Origin of the sequence: Marinomonas sp. THO17 (assembly GCF_040436405.1) — a bacterium.
GTDB lineage: Bacteria > Pseudomonadota > Gammaproteobacteria > Pseudomonadales > Marinomonadaceae > Marinomonas.
Window position 1 is genome coordinate 3,754,568 of sequence record NZ_AP031575.1, and the last position, 18,088, is coordinate 3,772,655.

Sequence of the window (18,088 nt, forward strand, 5' to 3'; positions counted from 1 at the left end):
ACTAGCTCCAGATTTTAAGCCTCAAATTACGCCACCAGCTCTTATGGGCTGGTGGCTTTTTTATGTAACTCAAGTAATAAACCTTTCAAGTATTTGTCATTTAGCTGAAACCTTTTATCAGCAAACTCTTTTTCATTGTTAGTCTTAAAATGGAACTGGTTGTGAAAAAGAAACTCCTATCAATGGCTCTATTAACTTCGAGCGCACTTATTACCCTCCCATCACTTGCAACTGAACTTTCAGTTAAACAGGTTGGCTACTTCTCTGAAACTGAAAAGTGTGTAGAGAAAGAGAGCTGTACTGAAATTTCTGCGTTTAGCGCAAAAGCGAATCGTGTATATGCAACTAATGCCGATTCAAATGGCATTCGCATGTTGAACGTATCTTCTTCAGGTGAGCTTAAAGATGCTGGTTTCATTGATCTTTCAAATTACGGCGGTGGTCCAAACTCTGTAGCAGTTTTTGATGATCTCGTTGCAGTAGCGGTTGAGGCAGATAGCAAACAGGCTAACGGTTCTATCGTACTTTTCGACCTTGTGGGTAAGCCTGCAAAAGTTAAAGGCCTGAAAGGTAACGTGATTGAAGCGGGTGCCCTACCAGACATGGTGACTTTCTCGCCAGATGGTAAATACATCATTGCAGCTAACGAAGGTGAGCCAAGCAAGGATTACAAAGTTGATCCAGAAGGGTCTGTAACGGTTATCGATACTACTACTTGGAAGGCGCGTAAGGCGACGTTCACTAAGTACAAGGGTAAGTCACTTAAAGATGTACGCGTTTTCGGTCCTAATGCGAACTTCGCACAGGATATGGAACCAGAGTACATTACCGTATCAAAAGATTCTAAGACGGCATGGGTGGGCCTACAGGAGAACAACGCACTAGCAGTCGTTGATCTTGCTAAAGCCGAAGTTACTGATGTTGTTGCACTTGGTTTTAAAGATCATAGCAAAGCAGAAAATGCGATCGATGCTAGTAACAAAGATGGCAAGATCAATATTGCTACTTACCCAGTAAAAGGGATGTACATGCCAGATGCGATCACTTCGGTTTCTGCAAATGGTAAAACATACATCCTAACCGCGAACGAAGGCGACTCTCGTGATTACGATGGTTTTAGCGAAGAAGTTCGAGTTGCAGACCTTAAGCTAGATCCTGAAGCTTTCCCAAATGCTGCAGAACTTCAGGATAAAAAAGTACTTGGTCGCTTGAAAACGACGACTACGATGGGTGATACAGACGGCGATGGTGATTTTGATGAGATCTACTCATACGGTGGTCGCTCGTTCTCAGTATGGAGCGAAGATGGTCAGCTAGTTTGGGATAGCGGTAATCAGTTTGCTAAGAAGATTGCAGAACTGCGTCCTGAGGATTTCAACGGTCAGCTAGAAGATGGCAAGTACCAGATGGATGATCGCTCTGACGATAAAGGCGGCGAGCCAGAGTCAATAACTGTAGGTACATTGAATGATCGTCAGTATGCGTTTATTGGCCAAGAGCGTACAGGTGGTATCTTTGTTTACGATGTAACTAATCCTGAAGCACCAAGCTACGTTCAGTACATCAATAACGCGATGGATAACGTTTCTCCTGAAGGTCTTTCTTTCATTCAGCGTAATGCCAACACTGGCTGGCTGCTAATCAGCTGCGAGATTAGTAACACAGTCTCTATAACTGAAGTAAAAGCTCAATAATCACCAGAGCAATCTGTGATTGATCAAAGCCACCTCAGGGTGGCTTCAGAGTGTCGATAAACCCCAGTATTTTTGCTGGGGTTTTGCTTTTAAGGCTCTGTACCTTAAAAATGCTTTAGGTAATTCAGTATTAAGTCAGAGTTATTTGTAATCGCTCTTAAGAACCGTTGAGGTTCTTAAAGGTCATTATGATCGTCTTTTTAAGCAAGATAAGCCCCTAGCTAAGCATTAAGGCGATCTTTTTCATATTTTGGGCAGCTGCTGTCAGTAGGCACTGTGAAGAGACCTTGTCTATTCCTCTAAACCTCCCAAAGAAATAATACAGGACAGGCATAACTTAGTTGCTAATATAAGTTTCCACGAGTTTTTCAATAACAAATAGAAATGAGGCGGGTAGCTTGTTAGTCTTCTCTTGAATTGGGTGTCTTGTATTTCTTTACAAAAGTTCCTGATACTCAAGCGTGGAAGAAAAGAGGGTTGGCGTAAACATCGTGATGATGAATAGTCGTAGAGATTTAATTTTACTCTGACCCCATACAATTATATTAACAACGTTAGTTTAAACTTTTTCTGTATTCGCCCGGTGACTTTTGCTCATGCTTTTTAAAAAATCGATTGAACGATTGAGAGTGTTGAAAGCCCAGTTCGTACGCTATTGTGCTGATTGATTTGTTTGAGAGAGACAGTTTGAGTTTTGCTCTTTGTAAAACGGCTAGATCAATGTAATTGCCGAATGATTTTCCTGACAATGACTTCACTAAATCGTTAAGATAGTTTGACGAAACGCCCATTTTTTCAGCCATTACTGCGATAGATGGTAATCCATGAGTGTAGGCTTCGCCATCTTCAATATAAGACTCAAGCAAGGTGTCTAGCTTCGAGAGGATATCATAGCCAGGAGTTTTTCGTGTCACAAATTGACGTTTGTAATAGCGATCCACATAGGTCAGCAGCAGATCCAGACTGGCGATAATAACATCTTGCGTTAGGCTATCTATCCGAGCTTTGTACTCTGATTCAATTTGTTGCATCAGTCTCAACAATGATTTTTCTTCTTGTTGCGACAAATGAAGTGCTTCATTTAACTGATAGGAGAAGAAGCCGTGGCTGAGGATTTTTTCGGACAATGGATAGCCTTCCAATAGCTCGCTGGAAAAAAACAGCGCCCAGCCTTCGACTTGATCACTGGGATGTGGACTGCGCCCAAAGACCTGATGGGGTTTCAACAGGGCAAGCACGCCTTCATCAAAATCGTAGCTGGTATGGCCGTAGCGCACCTTGCTTTTAAGCCCGCGTTTTATAAAAATTGCATAAAACCCATAAGACCACCACATATCGCCACTACTGTGTGATTTACGCATGTCGCTGAGATTAATCAAGCTGATCAGAGGGTGCTTTGGCGGAACCAAACCACGATCCCTGTGATGCTCAGAGATGGTCTCAACGTGTGAGATATTGGAGGTCGTTGGCATTGTGCAGTTCCTTTTTAGAGCAGGTTGTATTTACCCGTCGTCATTCAAAATAAATAACACCATGAACACTCATTGGTAAGCGTAAACGTTTTCCGCTGTGGACAAGCGTCGGCTTGTCGCCCTCGAGCACATTAAGTATTTCAATGCCACCCATGGTTTCCGGCGAGCGATCCTCATCGCGATACTCACCAATCCCCAAGAACAAACGACTTCCAGACTTATCAAAACTTAGTCCCTGAGCACTGTTTCCTTTTATCTTTAGTTCTTGGATAAAGGATAAAGTTCCATTTTCAGGGTGAATTTGGAATAAAGAGATAGCAACCATGGGCAGGTAGAGGGGATGACCTTCAGGTTTCGTTGACTGGTGGATATCGGCTGTTGCCAGCAAATTGCGCTTCTGACTGATTGCAATAAACTCTGCATTCATACCACCTTGAACGCCACCAATGACACTATGACCTGGTCGCTCGGAAGGGTTGTCCAGACTACCCAGTTTGATTGATGTAAGTACCCCTGTACTGGTTGTATCCCATAGAAAAGGAACATCGATTCCCCACTGAACATCACTTGTGATCAGGTACCGTCCATTCGCACTGAACTCACCCGCCCATGGAAATTTATTGGTCTGTACCGTGCCCCAAGGCGTTAACGAGACTTTACCGTTGTCATCCTCGTTCACCTTGAAAAAACTGACTTGAGAGCGGAAAGGAAGAAGCATGGCAACTACTTTTCCGGAAGGATGCCAAAGACCTTGATAAATACCATCGGCTCGTAAATCAGGTCTTGCGATCAATTCTGGTTTGACAATTGATGGCTCACCCAGTTCAGTATCTGAAATGGGAATGAACATGGCGTGACTTTCAGGATTAGCTCCTACTACCATGGCTAATGTGCCACTGGCATTTATGGTAACGCCGGTTGGCTGAAATCCTGTTTCAATTGCTTTAATTAATTTAGGATTATTTGGATCACTGAGATCGAATGCTCTGACATGGTTGCCTCGCTTGAGATCTCCAAGGGTTTTGTCAGAGGGTTGTCTCGGTTCCCACATTTCGATGACAAATGCTATGTTGCCATCGGGAGTTACCGCAAGAGGGCTCGCTGGTGCATTCATGCCATTGGAAGCAGTGATAGTGCCAATGGAAAAATCAGAAGGGTTCGATAAATCAAATATTGACAGCGTATCGAGATATGGGCGTGGGTCAGCCAATTGGCGGTGGTGATAAGACTCAGACACCATTTCAGCGTCAGAGATTGCAGCCAGATAGCCCTGACCATGTGCCACGGTAAATGAAGTTTGGATAGTCAGTGCGATAAATGAAGTTAGTCCCAGCTTTATTCTACTCATTGAAGGTGCTCCAGTCTGTTTTTCTAGCCTTTAAGGCTAAATGAGCCAAACGGCTAGGACTAGCTGCTATTTGTAGCTGAAGTAGCTGTTTTGTAGCTTATTTTTGATGCCGTTAAATTTAGCAAGACACCCAACGTAACTTGACTGTTTTTCTCTATACTAGAAACTTAGTAGGCCACCCATCTTAAGATCTTCTTATGACAGTAGCCTGCTTACATTTTTTGGACTGGGGATGGAAAATGAACAAGCAATTGACCTAGTCAAACACTGGAATGGAAATGATTTAGAAGAAATTTAACAGGCCACCCATCTTAAAAGAAAAAGATTAGAAGGCCGCTCAGCTCTTCAAAATCTCTTGTTCCTCGAGCTTTACACCGATTTCATAAAGCCTACACAGTTCGCAGCTATCATCAAGAAACTTGTACGCTGTTGGCGTTCAAAGCAATATAATCCTTTCTTACTATTGTGGTATTTGTTAAAGGGATCGAACTATTGACATGAAAAAGCTTATTCTCGCTACATTACTACTTGCTCAACCATTGATAGCAGCTCAGCCTGCTTTTGCAAACTCAGACCCATTCGCGGAGTTAGAGTCGGAGTTTAAAAACAATAAAAAAAGCTCAAAGTTCGACAACTTTGAAGAAGACATGTTGGAGGATTTCGACCGCTTTAAGAAATCGGTAGACGAAGACTTTTATGCGTTTAAGAAATCAATAGATGATGAGTTTGCCGAGCTTCTTCAACAATCATGGCAAGAATTTAATGCCATCAGGTCGTCAGCACCCTACGAAGTACCCAAGCCCACCAGCTATCCTATTGTCAGAAAGCAAAAACCCCTTGATAAAGAAGAGCTTAAGCAATCGCCAAAAGTCGATATAAAAGTTAAGCCGATACAAACCGCGACACCATCAGTTAAAGTGCCACCTAGAATAGAAGAGGATGAAAGAAAGGTTCGCTTTAACTTCTATGGCGAAAACATCACGCTTAACTATGACAGAAGTCTTTTATTCCGCTTTAGAAAAGTGAATAACGAAGGCATCAGCAGGGCATGGGATCAACTGAGTAAATCCAAATACCAAACATTGGAATCTCAGATGAAAGACTACATGGAAGCCCTAGCACTAAACGACTGGGCAAAATACCTTTTTATCCAAGAAGTTGGAGAGACTCTCTACAAAGATCAAAACCAAGCTAACCTATTCACTTGGTTTATCATGGTGAAAATGGGCTATGACCTAAAAGTGGGTTACGACAAGCGCAATGTGTACTTGCTTTCTGCTATGCAACACAACTTGTATAGCGTACAGTTTTTTAATATCGACAACGCAAGGTACTACTTACTAAAGAACAATCAGTTAACATCAACGAAAAGCCAGCGACTGAAAAACCTGTATACTTACGCTGGGAACTACCCAAACGCCAATCATAAGCTTTCTTTCGAAGTCAAAAAGCCGCTTCGAATCGACAACGACATACAGCGGAAAACGCTAACCTTTGACTTTGAAAAACGCTCATACAGCATTAATGCGGCGTACTCTAAGACCTTGGTGTCTTTCTACAACAGCCTACCTCAATCGGATTATCGAATCTATTTAGACGCTAGCAACTCAAGACAGATCAATAACTCCCTACTCAAAGACCTATCCGTACATCTAGATGGCATGAGTGAACTTGAAGCCGTGAACTTCCTACTGAGATTCACCCAAACCGCGTTCGAGTACAAAACCGACGGCGATCAATTCTCGCAAGAGAAAGTTATGTTCCCCGACGAAACCCTCTACTTCCCATACAGTGACTGCGAAGACAGAAGCATTATGTTCCAAGCCTTAGTCAAAAGTCTTTTAGGGTTAGACGTGGTTGGACTCAAATATTCCAACCACTTCGCCACCGCCGTCGCCCTCTCGCACAACATCCGTGGCGACAGCTTCAAATACCAAGGGAAAACCTACACCATCGCCGATCCTACCTACATCAACGCCAACGTCGGCATGGCTATGCCACAGTACAAAAAAGCCAAATTCGAGGTGTTAGAGTAGAGTGTGAGGTGTTTGAGTAGAGTGTTTAGATATCGAGGAACCACGAACCACGAACAAAAATGCCATGCCTGCGAAAGCAGGCATCTAGGAGAGCAGCTCTTAATAGGAAGTTCTTAACAGGCCATCCATCTTAAGTGGTTAATATTTTCAATGGCTTAGGGGAATCATTGACGAGGCTGTAACAAATTTTGTGTTATTGCTATTTAGTTAGCTGAATGAGTCTCGTCGATCTTGAACAATGGCGTTTCCGGCAAGAAACGCCATGCTATTTTTAGCTAAGGCTTTAGTTCTCGCCAATTAGAGTGCCTAATTCCTGCGCAGCTTCAATCAGTAGAGTTTCATGTTTGAGCAAATCTTCAAGACTGGTTCGTATTACTGGGGCATGGGTAAACAAGCAGGCAAAAAGTCGTCCCTGTTTGTCTTTTATAGGAACAGCGAAGGCAACCATTCCATCGATAAACTCTTCATTATCAACAGACTTTTGTTCTAAAGCGATGCGCTCGATCTCTTTGTCAAGTGCGCTGATATTGGTTTGAGTATTTCGCGCCATTTTTTGCAGAGGCAAGTTATTCAGTATGCGTTGACGGCGCTCTTTATTAAGAGAGCTAAGGTAAAGTTTTCCACTGGCTGTGCACCATACGGGGGTATGGCTGCCAACGGGAAGATGGATTTGTAACGGCCAATTTGTCTGGACTCGATCATAGTAGATCATGTCAATTCCATCAGGGATGGATATGCCACAAGTTTCGCCAATTTTATCGGCGACATTTTTAAGAATTGCCTGACGTTGTGATTTAAACTGGCTTGCGTAAAGAATACCTAGTGCCATAGAGTGAAGACGATCTGCAGGAACGAGTAAGCCGCGCATATTGGTTTGTAAAAAACCGTCCGCTTCTAATTGCTGTACGAGTCTGTGTACACTGGGTTTGGGAATATCTAGTTGGATAGATAAATCTGCGGGGCTGAGCGGGCGCTCGGCATTGGCTACAGCTTCAATTATTTCTAGAACTCGAGCGATATTTGAACCTTTTTCTCGACGTTTCTCTTGTGTCATTAATAAGCATCCTTAAATTCTTGATGGCATCCATTATAGTGAGCTCAGTTGAATTAAAAAATAAGTAATAAGAAAAGAAAGCCGCACAATGTACGGCTTTGAATAGTCGAGCAGTTATTTCATTGTTGGCATAGAAAAAGAGACGCCTTCTCTTACCCCCGCACTTGGCCAACGTTGTGTTATGGTTTTTCGCTTTGTATAGAAGCGAACTGAATCTGGTCCATAAGCATGTAGGTCACCAAATAGGGAGCGTTTCCAGCCACCGAAGCTGTGATATGCCACGGGGACAGGCAATGGGACATTAATGCCAACCATTCCAACTTCTATATGATCAGAGAAATATCGAGCAGCTTCTCCATCACGGGTAAATATGCAAGTGCCGTTTCCGTATTCATGTTCGTTTATCAGAGTCATCGCTTCTTCCATGGATGCGACTCTTAACACTTGTAAGACGGGGCCAAAAATCTCTTCTTGATAGCTTTGCATTTCTTTCGATACTCGATCAATCAGTGTTGCGCCGACGAAGTAGCCATCTTCATAACCTTCAACTTTTACTTGTCGACCATCTACCACCACATGGGCACCGTCTTGTTCGGCGCTATTAATATAGCCAATTACTTTTTCTTGATGCTGTTTGGTGATAACTGGACCGAAATCATTTTGATTGTCTGAGTAGGTACCGACCTTAAGAGGTTGCATGGCCTGACTTAGTCCAGATACGAGTTTATCTGCCGCTTCATCTCCTACGGCAACGACAACAGAAAGTGCCATGCAGCGCTCTCCAGATGATCCAAAGGCTGCTCCGAGAAGCTGATTCACCGTGCTCTCCATATCCGCATCCGGCATAACAATCGCATGATTTTTCGCTCCACCAAGGGCCTGACAACGTTTGCCATTGGCGGTTGCTGTTTGGTAAATGTATTCTGCTATGGGAGTGGATCCTACAAAGCTGACGGCTTTTACTCTTTGATCATGAAGTAATGTATCAACTGCTTCTTTACCGCCATTAACGACATTTAGAACACCCTTTGGTAGTCCCGCTTGATGGAGGAGTTCTGCTATGAATAGTGTCGAAGATGGATCTCGCTCTGAAGGTTTAAGAACAAATGTGTTACCTGTAGCAATCGCCATTGGAAACATCCAAAGAGGCACCATTACCGGGAAGTTAAAAGGAGTAATACCGGCAACAACGCCCAAAGGTTGAAACTCACTCCATGAGTCGATATTCGGTCCTACATTTTTGCTGTGCTCGCCTTTTAAAAGCTCTGGTACTCCACAGGCGTATTCCACATTTTCTATACCACGTTGTAATTCCCCCATTGCATCATGGGCAATCTTGCCATGCTCTTCACCGATAAGACGGCAAATCTTATCAGCGTTTTCCTCTAACAAGGTTTTGAATTTATACATGATTCGAGCACGTTTGATTGGTGGCGTATTGCGCCACTCAGGATAAGCCTGCTGCGCTGCAAGAATGGCATCTTCCACTGTTGCTTTGGTTGCCAGTAGTACTTGTTTTTCTGATGTACCTGTTGCAGGGTTAAATACCGCCTGACTATGTTGTCCATTAAGTATTGGACGACCATCAATAAAGTGTCCGAGAGTTGTCATTTTTTTGTCCTTTAAGTTGTGTATTTAATTTTTAAGTTGAACTTGATAATCCCTTGCTTGAGACATTGAGCTACCAGAGTTGTTGGTACAGCTCCACAATTTCAGATTCATTTGGCACTCGTGGGTTATTGCCTGGGGAACCTGATGCAAGTGCTTGCGAAGCCATGAGAGGCATGAGCTCAAAGAAGCTATCTTTGCTAATACCAAACTCTCTAGGTGACGGAACTTCAAGTTCTTCATTGATGGCAGCGAGCTCAGTAAGAAGCTTATCGGTGGCGCTTTCTGTTGAGTCGGTCTCTTTTGCCACACCAATGGCTCTAGCGCAGTCAGCGTAGCGTTCTGGAGCAGATGGAATAGAGTAAGCGGTTACGGTAGGAAGTAACATGGCATTTGATAAGCCATGGGGTACGTGGAAAAAAGCACCAATTGGTCGGCTCATTCCATGTACTAGTGCGACAGACGCATTTGAAAAGGCAATGCCTGCCAAAGTAGAGCCTAGCATCATGGCTTTTCGTGCTGCTTTGTTCTGACCATCTTTGAAGGCTGTACGCAGGTTAGGTCCAATTAAGCGCATGGCCGCTAATGCTTGTGCGTCGCTATAGTCATTTGATTTCTGACTGACATAGGCCTCGATCGAATGTGTGAGTGCGTCTATTCCCGTATCAGCGGTTACTCTGGGGGGTAAGCTTAATGTGAGGCTGAAGTCTATTAAGGCGGCCACAGGCATAAATCCCACCCCAACGCAGAGCATTTTTTCGTCACAGGTTTCATCGGTAATGATGGTAAATTTTGTGACTTCCGAACCTGTACCAGCGGTCGTCGGAATCGCGATAATAGGTAGCCCAGTCTCGTTGACTAAACGGGGGAATTTATAATCGCGCATAGTGCCACCAAACTTGCCTAAAATGGAAATGGCTTTTGCACTATCAATGGGGCTACCACCGCCAACAGCGACAATGGCATCATAATCTCCCTGCCTTACTTTTTCGACGCCGTCCATAATCGAAGCCTCTGTGGGCTCGGGGACAGTGTTGTCAAATACGTCACAGTCGATCTTGTGTGCCATAAGGTCAGCTGTGATGGTTTGAATGTAGCCCAGACTGACCATCATTTTGTCTGTTACTATCAGTGGTTTTTTACAGTTTAAGTCGCTCAAAATCACAGGAAGTTGGCGCGAGACTTTTTCACCCACCTGTAAAATGCGGGGCAATATAATTTGCGTTGACATATAAACTCCAATGGTTCCTTGTTGATTTAAGGCATAAAGGCTTAATAGGCCATTTCTGGTAACCAGGTCACAATGCTTTGCCAATAGAAAACTATGGATAAGCCAAGTAACTGGATCAGGATAAAGGGCATCACTCCGCGATATATATGACCTAGGCTAATGCCATTTGGTGCAACACCTTTTAGGTAAAAAAGAGCAAAACCTACAGGCGGTGTTAAGAAAGAAGTTTGTAAACAAACGGCGAACAAGATAGTGAACCAGACGAGATCAAAGCCAAGGTTCGATACGACTGGCGCAACAAGAGGCAGAATGATCAGGGTTAACTCAATCCAATCTAGAAAGAAGCCTAAAATGAAGGTTGCCAGCAAAATACAGATCACAATACCCGTCGGGCCAAACGGCAGACTCGAGAGCGCACTCTCAATAAGCTCATCTCCACCTAGACCTCTAAAAACGAGAGAAAAAGCCGTTGCTCCCAAGAGCAGCGCGAAAATAAATGCTGTCGTTTGTGTCGTATCCCGGCCTACTGCTTGTAAGACAGGCAAAGACAGTCTGCCTTTACTTATCGCTAGTAATGTTGCTCCTAATGCTCCAACTCCCGATGCTTCAGTCGGTGTAGCAATGCCAAAGAAGATTGAACCTAATACGGCTAGGATCAGAAGCGCGGTAGGGAATACAGCTTTAAGTACGTTTAATAGCAATCTAAAACTAACTTTTGGACTGTCTTTAGGCGCGGGAGCTGCGCTAGGTTTTAGCCATGCATAAAGCATGATATAGGTGATGTATAGGGCGGCGAGTAAAATTCCTGGGAAGAGTGCGCCAAGGAATAGATCGCCGACAGAAAGGCCAATACGGTCACCCATCATTACAAGCATAATGCTTGGAGGAATCAGAATCCCCAATGTTCCTGTCGAGCAAACCGTTCCGCATGCAAGCTCCTTGCTATAGCCCTCTCTCATCATCAAAGGAACACCTAATACCGCCAGCAATACCACGGAAGCGCCAATAATGCCTGTCGAAGCGGCGAGTAATAAACCGACAAAGGTAACAGTGACAGCAAGTCCCCCGCGAACCTTGCCAAAAAGACTGGCAAGGTTGCTCATTAAGTCCTCAGCGACCCCAGATCTATCCAACATAAGACCCATAAATACAAACATGGGCAGAGCGACCAAAACCCAATTGGTCATTACTGACCAAATTCTAGGGATAACAATGGATACATAATTCCAATCGATACCGATAAATGCGTCTAACAAGTTGTCAGCTAACATGGCAATGACAGCAAAGAAAATCGCAACACCACCCATTACCCAAGCGACAGGAAAACCACAAAACAGCAGAAGTATAAAAGTGGAGAACATTGCTATCGCGAGAATTTCGTTGATTTCCATTTCATACACTCCTATACGTTTGCCATCTGAGATGGCTTAGATAAAGGTTTAGCGGATTTCATAAACAGCAATGAACAGATTCTAGAAAGGCGAGATAGAACCGCTAGACTGAGCAAGATAAAGCCAAACAGTAGAACGGATTTGATTACCCATCGATAGGGCAGTCCTCCGGGTGCTGCGGATACTTCGTTAAGTTCCCAAGAATAATGAATGAATGGAATGGAGTACCAAATGACCACTCCGATAAAAGGCAGTAGTAAGAACAGAATACCCAAAAGCTCAATCCAAGCTTGTGTCTTGAGGCTCATACAGTCACGGAGAATATCCACTCGTACATGCTTGTCTCGCACAAAGCAGTAAGACAATCCAATCATCCAACCTGTGGCATACAGGTGCCACTGCAATTCCTCAAATTCGATTCTTCCTTCGCCTAGGGCATATCGCATAAATACGTTAAGAACAATGACCAGTAGTAATAAAACCCAGATCCAAGAAATCGTTTGACCAACGTAGTAAATAATTTGATCAATGAATTTAGACACTTGTGTCTCTGGTAATTGCTTCTCATTAGAGTCGATAGAAGAGTCGACGAATAATTGATCGTCAGGTGTATCTTGAGCATTCATAATGGAGCTCTCCATAGTTAAAGCAGATGCATAACGTGGCTCTTGAGAACGAATACAGCCGTTACACTAAAAACAGGCTGTATTCGACCCAAGAAGGGCTATATCGAGAGGAGTTAAGGCTCGATGGGAAGGTAGGCAAGTTTACGCCAAGAATGGTAGTCGTTTCTGAACGCTTGTTGTGAGTCATAAATGCGTTTGAAATCGGCATCTTGTTGAGATAATTCTTGCATCAAATCATCAGTAATTTCTTTCAGACCTTCTAGTAGCGCTGGATCCAGTTTTCTCGCTGTTACGCCTTTGTCTTTAAAACCAGCAAGAACTTTTCCTTGCAGTGCTTCACCATGAGTTAAGGCTCTAAAAGTGCCCGCTGTACAAGCCATATCGATAGTGGCTTGGGTTGATTTGGAAAGCTTGTCCCAGACTTCTTTGTTTATAATTAAGTGAGAGGCTGTAAAGGGTTGATGCCAGCCCGGGAAATAGTTGTTTTTAGCGATTTTGTCGAAGCCCATAATCTGGTCAATAGCGGGCATTGAGAACTCTGTCGCGTCAATAGAACCCTTTTCAAGTGCAGGAAATATTTCGCCACTAGGAATAACTGTGACGGAAGCCCCTGCTTTTTGAAGTACCTTGCCGCCAAGACCTGCAAATCGAATTTTGAGGCCTTTTAGGTCGTCCAATGAATGAATTTGGTGTTTAAACCAACCTGCCGTTTCTGGGCCTATTACGCTACACAAAACAGGGTGAATATTATGTTTAGCGTATAGGGATTCAGCTAGCTGTTTACCTTCTCCTTCATACCACCAACTGGCAAATTCCCAAGGCTCCATGCCAAAAGGAACCGCAGATAAAAGAGCCGATGCTGGAATTTTTCCTTGATCATAAGCGAGCCATGCGTAGCCAGCGCTAATTTGGTTGTTCTTAACCGCCTCAGTTATAGCAAATGGTGGAACTAACTTGCCTGGCTCGTAAACTTTAAATTGAATTTGTCCGTCAGATGCCGCTTTTATATCTTCTGCGACGAACTTAATAGGGTCACCAAGTCCCGGTAAATGTGTGCCAAAAACAGCTTGAACTTTCCACCGAACCTTGTCTTCAGCGGAATACGCAAGTGTGGTGGTGGAAGCAATAACAGACGCGACAGCGATGGTCGCTAGGGACTTTTTGATTGACGTAGTTATAGGTTGCATGACTTTACCTCGTAAGTGTACCAGTTTGAAGCTGGAAATTATTTTTATATTTTCACACTAAATTGCCATATCGATACGATATTTATCATTATTAAACATTTCCAAATAGTCAACTAAATTTTTGTTAAAATGATATGAAATGTATCGATATAATGTTTTTTCGATGCGTTTACTTTTCGTAAATATCTATGTATGCGTTTGATTTAAAATGGTTTTTAAGAAATTTTTATGATCGTTAAAGTGATACTAAGAAGTGAGAAAATTTTTGAATTTGATCTAATCTAGAAATGGATCTTGATAGTGCTGACAACAAACTTAAGTTTATGATTTGTCCCAAACAGAATGGAACTTGATGGTGATTTATGGCGAAACCATTGCGATTCGAGGATTAGGCTTTATTGCTCTTCATAGAAACCTTTGTCTACAAAATGTATAACCCTTTTCGCATCCTCTAGGGAGGGTGCGAATCAGTGTTCTTGCCTCTTTCTCTGTTTTGACACTCGGGCTCAAATGACCATTTGTATGCTTAAGGCCAGTCTGAAAAGTTGTATTCGTAATGAGATCTTTTTATAGAACCTATTGCGGCGTTGTTTTTACGGAATTGATTAGGGGATAGACCGGTTTCTTTTTTAAAGAAATGGCTAAATTGGCTGGCATCGTTATAACCCAATTGATTGGCAATCGTTTGTACCGAATCAGACGCTTTTTTTAAACGGGTAGTGGCTTCTATCAGCACACGGTTGTTGATCAAGTGTAATGGCGGTTTTTGTAGGTTGCGTTGGCAAATAGCGTGCAATCTATCATAGGTGACATTCAGTTCCTGACAGTAATAACGCACGGTTTTACGGTTTTTAAATTCGATTTCCACAAGCTGTCTAAAACGCTGTAACACCAATTCATCCGGTGAGTCATTTAGTTTAATGGATTGGATATTAGTGAGACGATAGGTGTTGATAAGCAAAATACGAATGATGGCACAAATGATGGTTTGAGAGCGGTTTTTGGTAAAGCTTATTTCCAAATTCAGCAGCTTTAACAGAGGGAAAAAAACGTCATAAATATCGCTTTTCTGACACTGGGTAAGAGTCAGTTGCTGCATTAAGATTTCTAGCTTAGTGCTATCCAATTCTGTTCCCATAACCAAATTGGTCAATTCATTGCTGTAGCCAATCAGCCAAATTTGACTGCCAGCGGGCACTAAAATTTTTGCAATGGCTTTGTGGGGCAGACAAAAGATTGAGGACTCCATGACAGAGTGTTGTTCGTCTTTATAGAGGATAGAAATATCACCTCGCTGTACCACTCCAATCAAATTAAAGTCAGTAAAATTACCAGTGCCAGCGCTAAAAGTACGAGCTTGTAATCCTGGTTGGATTTCTTCAAAGCGCACCATAGAGCCAATAATATTCGTCAGCATTTTCTAACCTTTTATGAAAAATACCCATCAATAAACCATTATTTAACAATAATAACCCATAAATTGACATTTTTATCAGAAAGATAACTGTTAGTCTTTTGTTATTAGCTCATCTACCTACAAAAAAATCTAATAATAGGGAGCATGACATTTTGAATATTGCCAGTGAAAGCTTGGGGTCTTGTTCTGTTCCTGAGGTGAATTTATTCGTTGATGGTCAGTACCAGCCAGCCATGTCTGGAAGCTATTTTGATCGCCTGGACCCAAGCAATGATTTGCTTGCTTCTCACGTGGCGGGTGGACGGCGTGAAGACGCGGAGCATATGATCGCTGTTGCAACGGCAAGTTTCCCCGTTTGGTCAGCGCTTCAGGTTGAGGAACGAGCAGCCATTTTACGACGCGCTAAATCTCTGATGCCTAAATATCGCGATCGCTTTGCTGATTGTATGTTGAGGGAGATTGGTGCAACCCATGAATGGGTAGACTTTAATATTGAAGTGGCTATTGAGGCCATTGATGCTGCTGTAGATCTTGCTGTATTCCACCAATCTAATCAATCCACAACAGAAAAAGTTTCAGTCCACTCTCAGCAGAGTGCATTTCATCAAACTCAAGACTCTTATATTGTTCGTAAACCCGCAGGCGTTTGTCTTGCCATTGCGCCATGGAATGCACCTATCGCACTTGGTATGAGAGCCGTCGTATTTCCCCTTGCCTTTGGTAATACGGTGATCTTAAAAACGTCTGAACTTTCTCCTGGTGCTCATGTGTTGTTAGCTGAGTTGCTACATGAAGCTGGTATTCCAAATGGTGTGATCGGGGCCATAACGAATGCCCCAGAACATTCCGAAGAAGTAATTACTAGCTTAATTTCAAATCCATCGATACGTCGAGTGAACTTTACGGGTTCCACTCGAGTGGGAAAAATCATTGCCGGTATTGCTGCCAAATATCTCAAACGTTGCCTTTTAGAACTGGGAGGCAAGTCGCCTTTAATTGTATTGAAAGATGCCAATTTAGCTTTGGCTGCGAAAGAGGCTGCCTACGGAGCTTTTCTCAATCAAGGTCAAATTTGTATGGCAACGGACAGAATCATAGTCGAGCAAAGTATCGCCGATGAATTTATTAGCCTATTGACTGATATCGCTGCTCAATTAGTGGCTGGAGATCCACGTCGTAAAGGAGTAAGGCTTGGTCCTGTTGCCAGCCCTTATGTTGTCTCGCGGTTATCTGCGCTGATTGACGATGCCATAGATAAAGGCGCTAGCTTACTAACAGGAGCGTCCCGTCGTGGGCAATTCATAGATGCGACGCTACTTGATCATATCACCCCCATGATGCGCATTTATTCAGAGGAAAGCTTTGGTCCCATTGCAGGTATCTATCGCGTTGATTCTCCAGAAGAAGCCATTACGGTAGCAAATGATTGTGAGTATGGCTTAACGGCAGCAATTTTTACCAATGACTTGGCATTAGCTGAAAGGTTAGTGGATCAGCTTGAATCTGGCATCTGTCATATTAATGGTGCCACGGTAAAAGATGATCCTTACATGCCGTTCGGTGGACTTAAGTCGAGCGGTTATGGTCGTTTTGGCGGCGACGCCTGTGTTGATGAGTTTACCGAGGTGCGCTGGATTACAGTGAACCGACAGGCTTAATTGTGGTGTTTTAAGAGCATGGAATTAAGTCAATAAAAATACCTTAACTAAAAAAATAACAAGAGGTTTTTATGAAAACTAATAAACGAAATTGTCTTAAGACTGGATTGTCCAAGTTACTGACTTCGGCATTAGTGGCTACTGGCTTGATTTTATCTAGTCATGTCGCAGCGGCAGACGACAATACCATTAATATAGGTTTTATTAGTCCAAGGACAGGGCCGCTTGCTAGCTTTGGTAAAACCGATGGTTTTATTTTGGAGCAAGCTCGTAAAGCTTTGGAAGATGGTATGACCATTCAAGGAAAGCATTACAAGATCAATATTCTTGATCGTGATAGCCAATCGGATCCGGCACGAGCAGGTCAATTAGCGAAGGAACTGATTAACCAAGGAGTGGATTTGATGCTGGCGGTTTCAACCCCAGAAGTTATTAACCCAGTGGCCGATGCTGGTGAAGCCGCTGGGGTTCCTACCTTATCCACAGTGATGCCATGGGAAGCTTGGTATTACGGTCGTGGTGCGAAACCGGGTGAACCTAGTCCGTTTAAATGGACTTATCATTTTGGCTTTGGAACGGATGAATTCTACAGAGCCTATATGTCTCAATGGTCATTACTCGATACCAATAAAAAACTGGGTGTAATGTACCCAAATGATGCGGATGGCAGTGCGATTCGTAGGGCTTTAGTGCCACGCTTTAAAGAAGCGGGCTATACGGTCATAGACCCGGGTGCCTACGAAACAGGGACAACAGACTTTTCCAGTCAGATTGCAAAATTCAAAGCAGAAAAAGTTGAAATTATTAATACTTTCCCAATTCCACCGGATTTTGCGGCTTTCTGGCGTCAGGCTGCACAACAGGGGCTTAATCGTCAGGTAAAGATTATCCAAGTGGCTAAGACGGGATTGTTTCCTGCAGACATTGAAGTGCTAGGGTCATTAGGGCTAAAAATTGCTTCTGCTGCCTATTGGCATAAAAGCTTTCCATACACTTCGACATTAACCGGCCAAAATGGTACGCAGCTGGCGGATTTATGGGAGCAAGAGACAGGTGAGCAATGGACTCAACAGCTAGGAGCAACCTTATCCTTATTGGATGCCGCCACGGAAGCCTTAAAGCGCGCTAAAAACCCCAAATCACATGCGGATATTCGCGATGCGATTGCCACATTAAACGTGACAACCATAGGCGGAAAGGTCGATTTTACCTCTGGCCCCGTGCCTAATGTATCGCCTGGTCCAATTTTGGGGGCGCAATGGGTGAAAGGGACAGGAAAACATAAATTGGATTATGTGATTACTGAAAATGCAACAGATACAAATGTACCTGTTAGTCACAAACTTCTCCCTTATAACCGTTAGGG

The 18,088-nt window shown here is 43.3% G+C and carries 13 protein-coding genes; 4 read left to right on the forward strand and 9 right to left on the reverse strand.

Annotation, left to right across the window (positions count from 1 at the left end; all coding sequences use genetic code 11):
• The first annotated feature begins 161 nt into the window (after positions 1-161).
• A complete protein-coding gene (locus ABXS85_RS17660; RefSeq protein ID WP_353667840.1) occupies positions 162-1,694 on the forward strand; it encodes a choice-of-anchor I family protein in 1,533 nt (510 codons plus the stop codon).
• Between the two features lie 554 nt (positions 1,695-2,248).
• Here the strand turns inward: ABXS85_RS17660 and ABXS85_RS17665 are convergent.
• Positions 2,249-3,166, reverse strand: coding sequence for a helix-turn-helix domain-containing protein (locus tag ABXS85_RS17665; protein WP_353667841.1), 918 nt, complete (start codon positions 3,164-3,166; stop codon positions 2,249-2,251).
• Between the two features lie 40 nt (positions 3,167-3,206).
• Entirely contained in the window at positions 3,207-4,514 is a 1,308-nt protein-coding gene (locus ABXS85_RS17670; RefSeq protein WP_353667842.1) for a hypothetical protein, read from the reverse strand.
• Positions 4,515-5,011: 497 nt separating this feature from the next.
• Between ABXS85_RS17670 and ABXS85_RS17675 the strand changes: the two genes are divergently transcribed.
• Positions 5,012-6,550: a hypothetical protein gene (locus tag ABXS85_RS17675; RefSeq protein ID WP_353667843.1), complete on the forward strand. Its 1,539-nt coding sequence runs from the start codon at positions 5,012-5,014 to the stop codon at positions 6,548-6,550.
• Between the two features lie 283 nt (positions 6,551-6,833).
• On the opposite strand, the gene ABXS85_RS17680 is transcribed toward ABXS85_RS17675, so the two are convergent.
• The 7 genes from ABXS85_RS17680 to ABXS85_RS17710 form a co-directional block, all read right to left on the reverse strand.
• Positions 6,834-7,604 (reverse strand): IclR family transcriptional regulator, encoded by a 771-nt coding sequence (locus ABXS85_RS17680; protein ID WP_353667844.1) that lies wholly within the window; start codon positions 7,602-7,604, stop codon positions 6,834-6,836.
• 114 nt (positions 7,605-7,718) lie between these two features.
• Positions 7,719-9,215: a CoA-acylating methylmalonate-semialdehyde dehydrogenase gene (locus tag ABXS85_RS17685; RefSeq protein ID WP_353667845.1), complete on the reverse strand. Its 1,497-nt coding sequence runs from the start codon at positions 9,213-9,215 to the stop codon at positions 7,719-7,721.
• 70 nt (positions 9,216-9,285) lie between these two features.
• Positions 9,286-10,443 carry an iron-containing alcohol dehydrogenase gene (locus tag ABXS85_RS17690; protein WP_353667846.1) on the reverse strand — a complete coding sequence of 386 codons (1,158 nt, stop codon included), beginning with the start codon at positions 10,441-10,443 and terminating at the stop codon, positions 9,286-9,288.
• 41 nt (positions 10,444-10,484) lie between these two features.
• Positions 10,485-11,834: a TRAP transporter large permease subunit gene (locus tag ABXS85_RS17695; RefSeq protein WP_353667847.1), complete on the reverse strand. Its 1,350-nt coding sequence runs from the start codon at positions 11,832-11,834 to the stop codon at positions 10,485-10,487.
• An 11-nt stretch (positions 11,835-11,845) separates the two neighbouring features.
• Complete coding sequence (locus ABXS85_RS17700) at positions 11,846-12,460, reverse strand: TRAP transporter small permease subunit (protein ID WP_353667848.1); 615 nt, start codon at positions 12,458-12,460, stop codon at positions 11,846-11,848.
• 113 nt (positions 12,461-12,573) lie between these two features.
• On the reverse strand, positions 12,574-13,647 hold the full coding sequence (locus tag ABXS85_RS17705; protein WP_353667849.1) for a TRAP transporter substrate-binding protein: 1,074 nt from the start codon (positions 13,645-13,647) through the stop codon (positions 12,574-12,576).
• A gap of 526 nt (positions 13,648-14,173) precedes the next feature.
• Positions 14,174-15,064, reverse strand: a complete 891-nt coding sequence (locus ABXS85_RS17710; RefSeq protein ID WP_353667850.1) for a helix-turn-helix domain-containing protein — start codon at positions 15,062-15,064, stop codon at positions 14,174-14,176.
• Positions 15,065-15,216: 152 nt separating this feature from the next.
• Here ABXS85_RS17710 and ABXS85_RS17715 point away from each other — a divergent pair, with 152 nt between their 5' ends.
• Together ABXS85_RS17715 and ABXS85_RS17720 are read left to right on the forward strand one after the other, a co-directional pair.
• The gene (locus ABXS85_RS17715) at positions 15,217-16,722 is read left to right on the forward strand and encodes an aldehyde dehydrogenase (protein WP_353667851.1); all 1,506 of its coding nucleotides are present in this window, start codon (positions 15,217-15,219) and stop codon (positions 16,720-16,722) included.
• A 71-nt stretch (positions 16,723-16,793) separates the two neighbouring features.
• Complete coding sequence (locus ABXS85_RS17720) at positions 16,794-18,086, forward strand: ABC transporter substrate-binding protein (RefSeq protein ID WP_353667852.1); 1,293 nt, start codon at positions 16,794-16,796, stop codon at positions 18,084-18,086.
• Positions 18,087-18,088 lie beyond the last annotated feature (2 nt).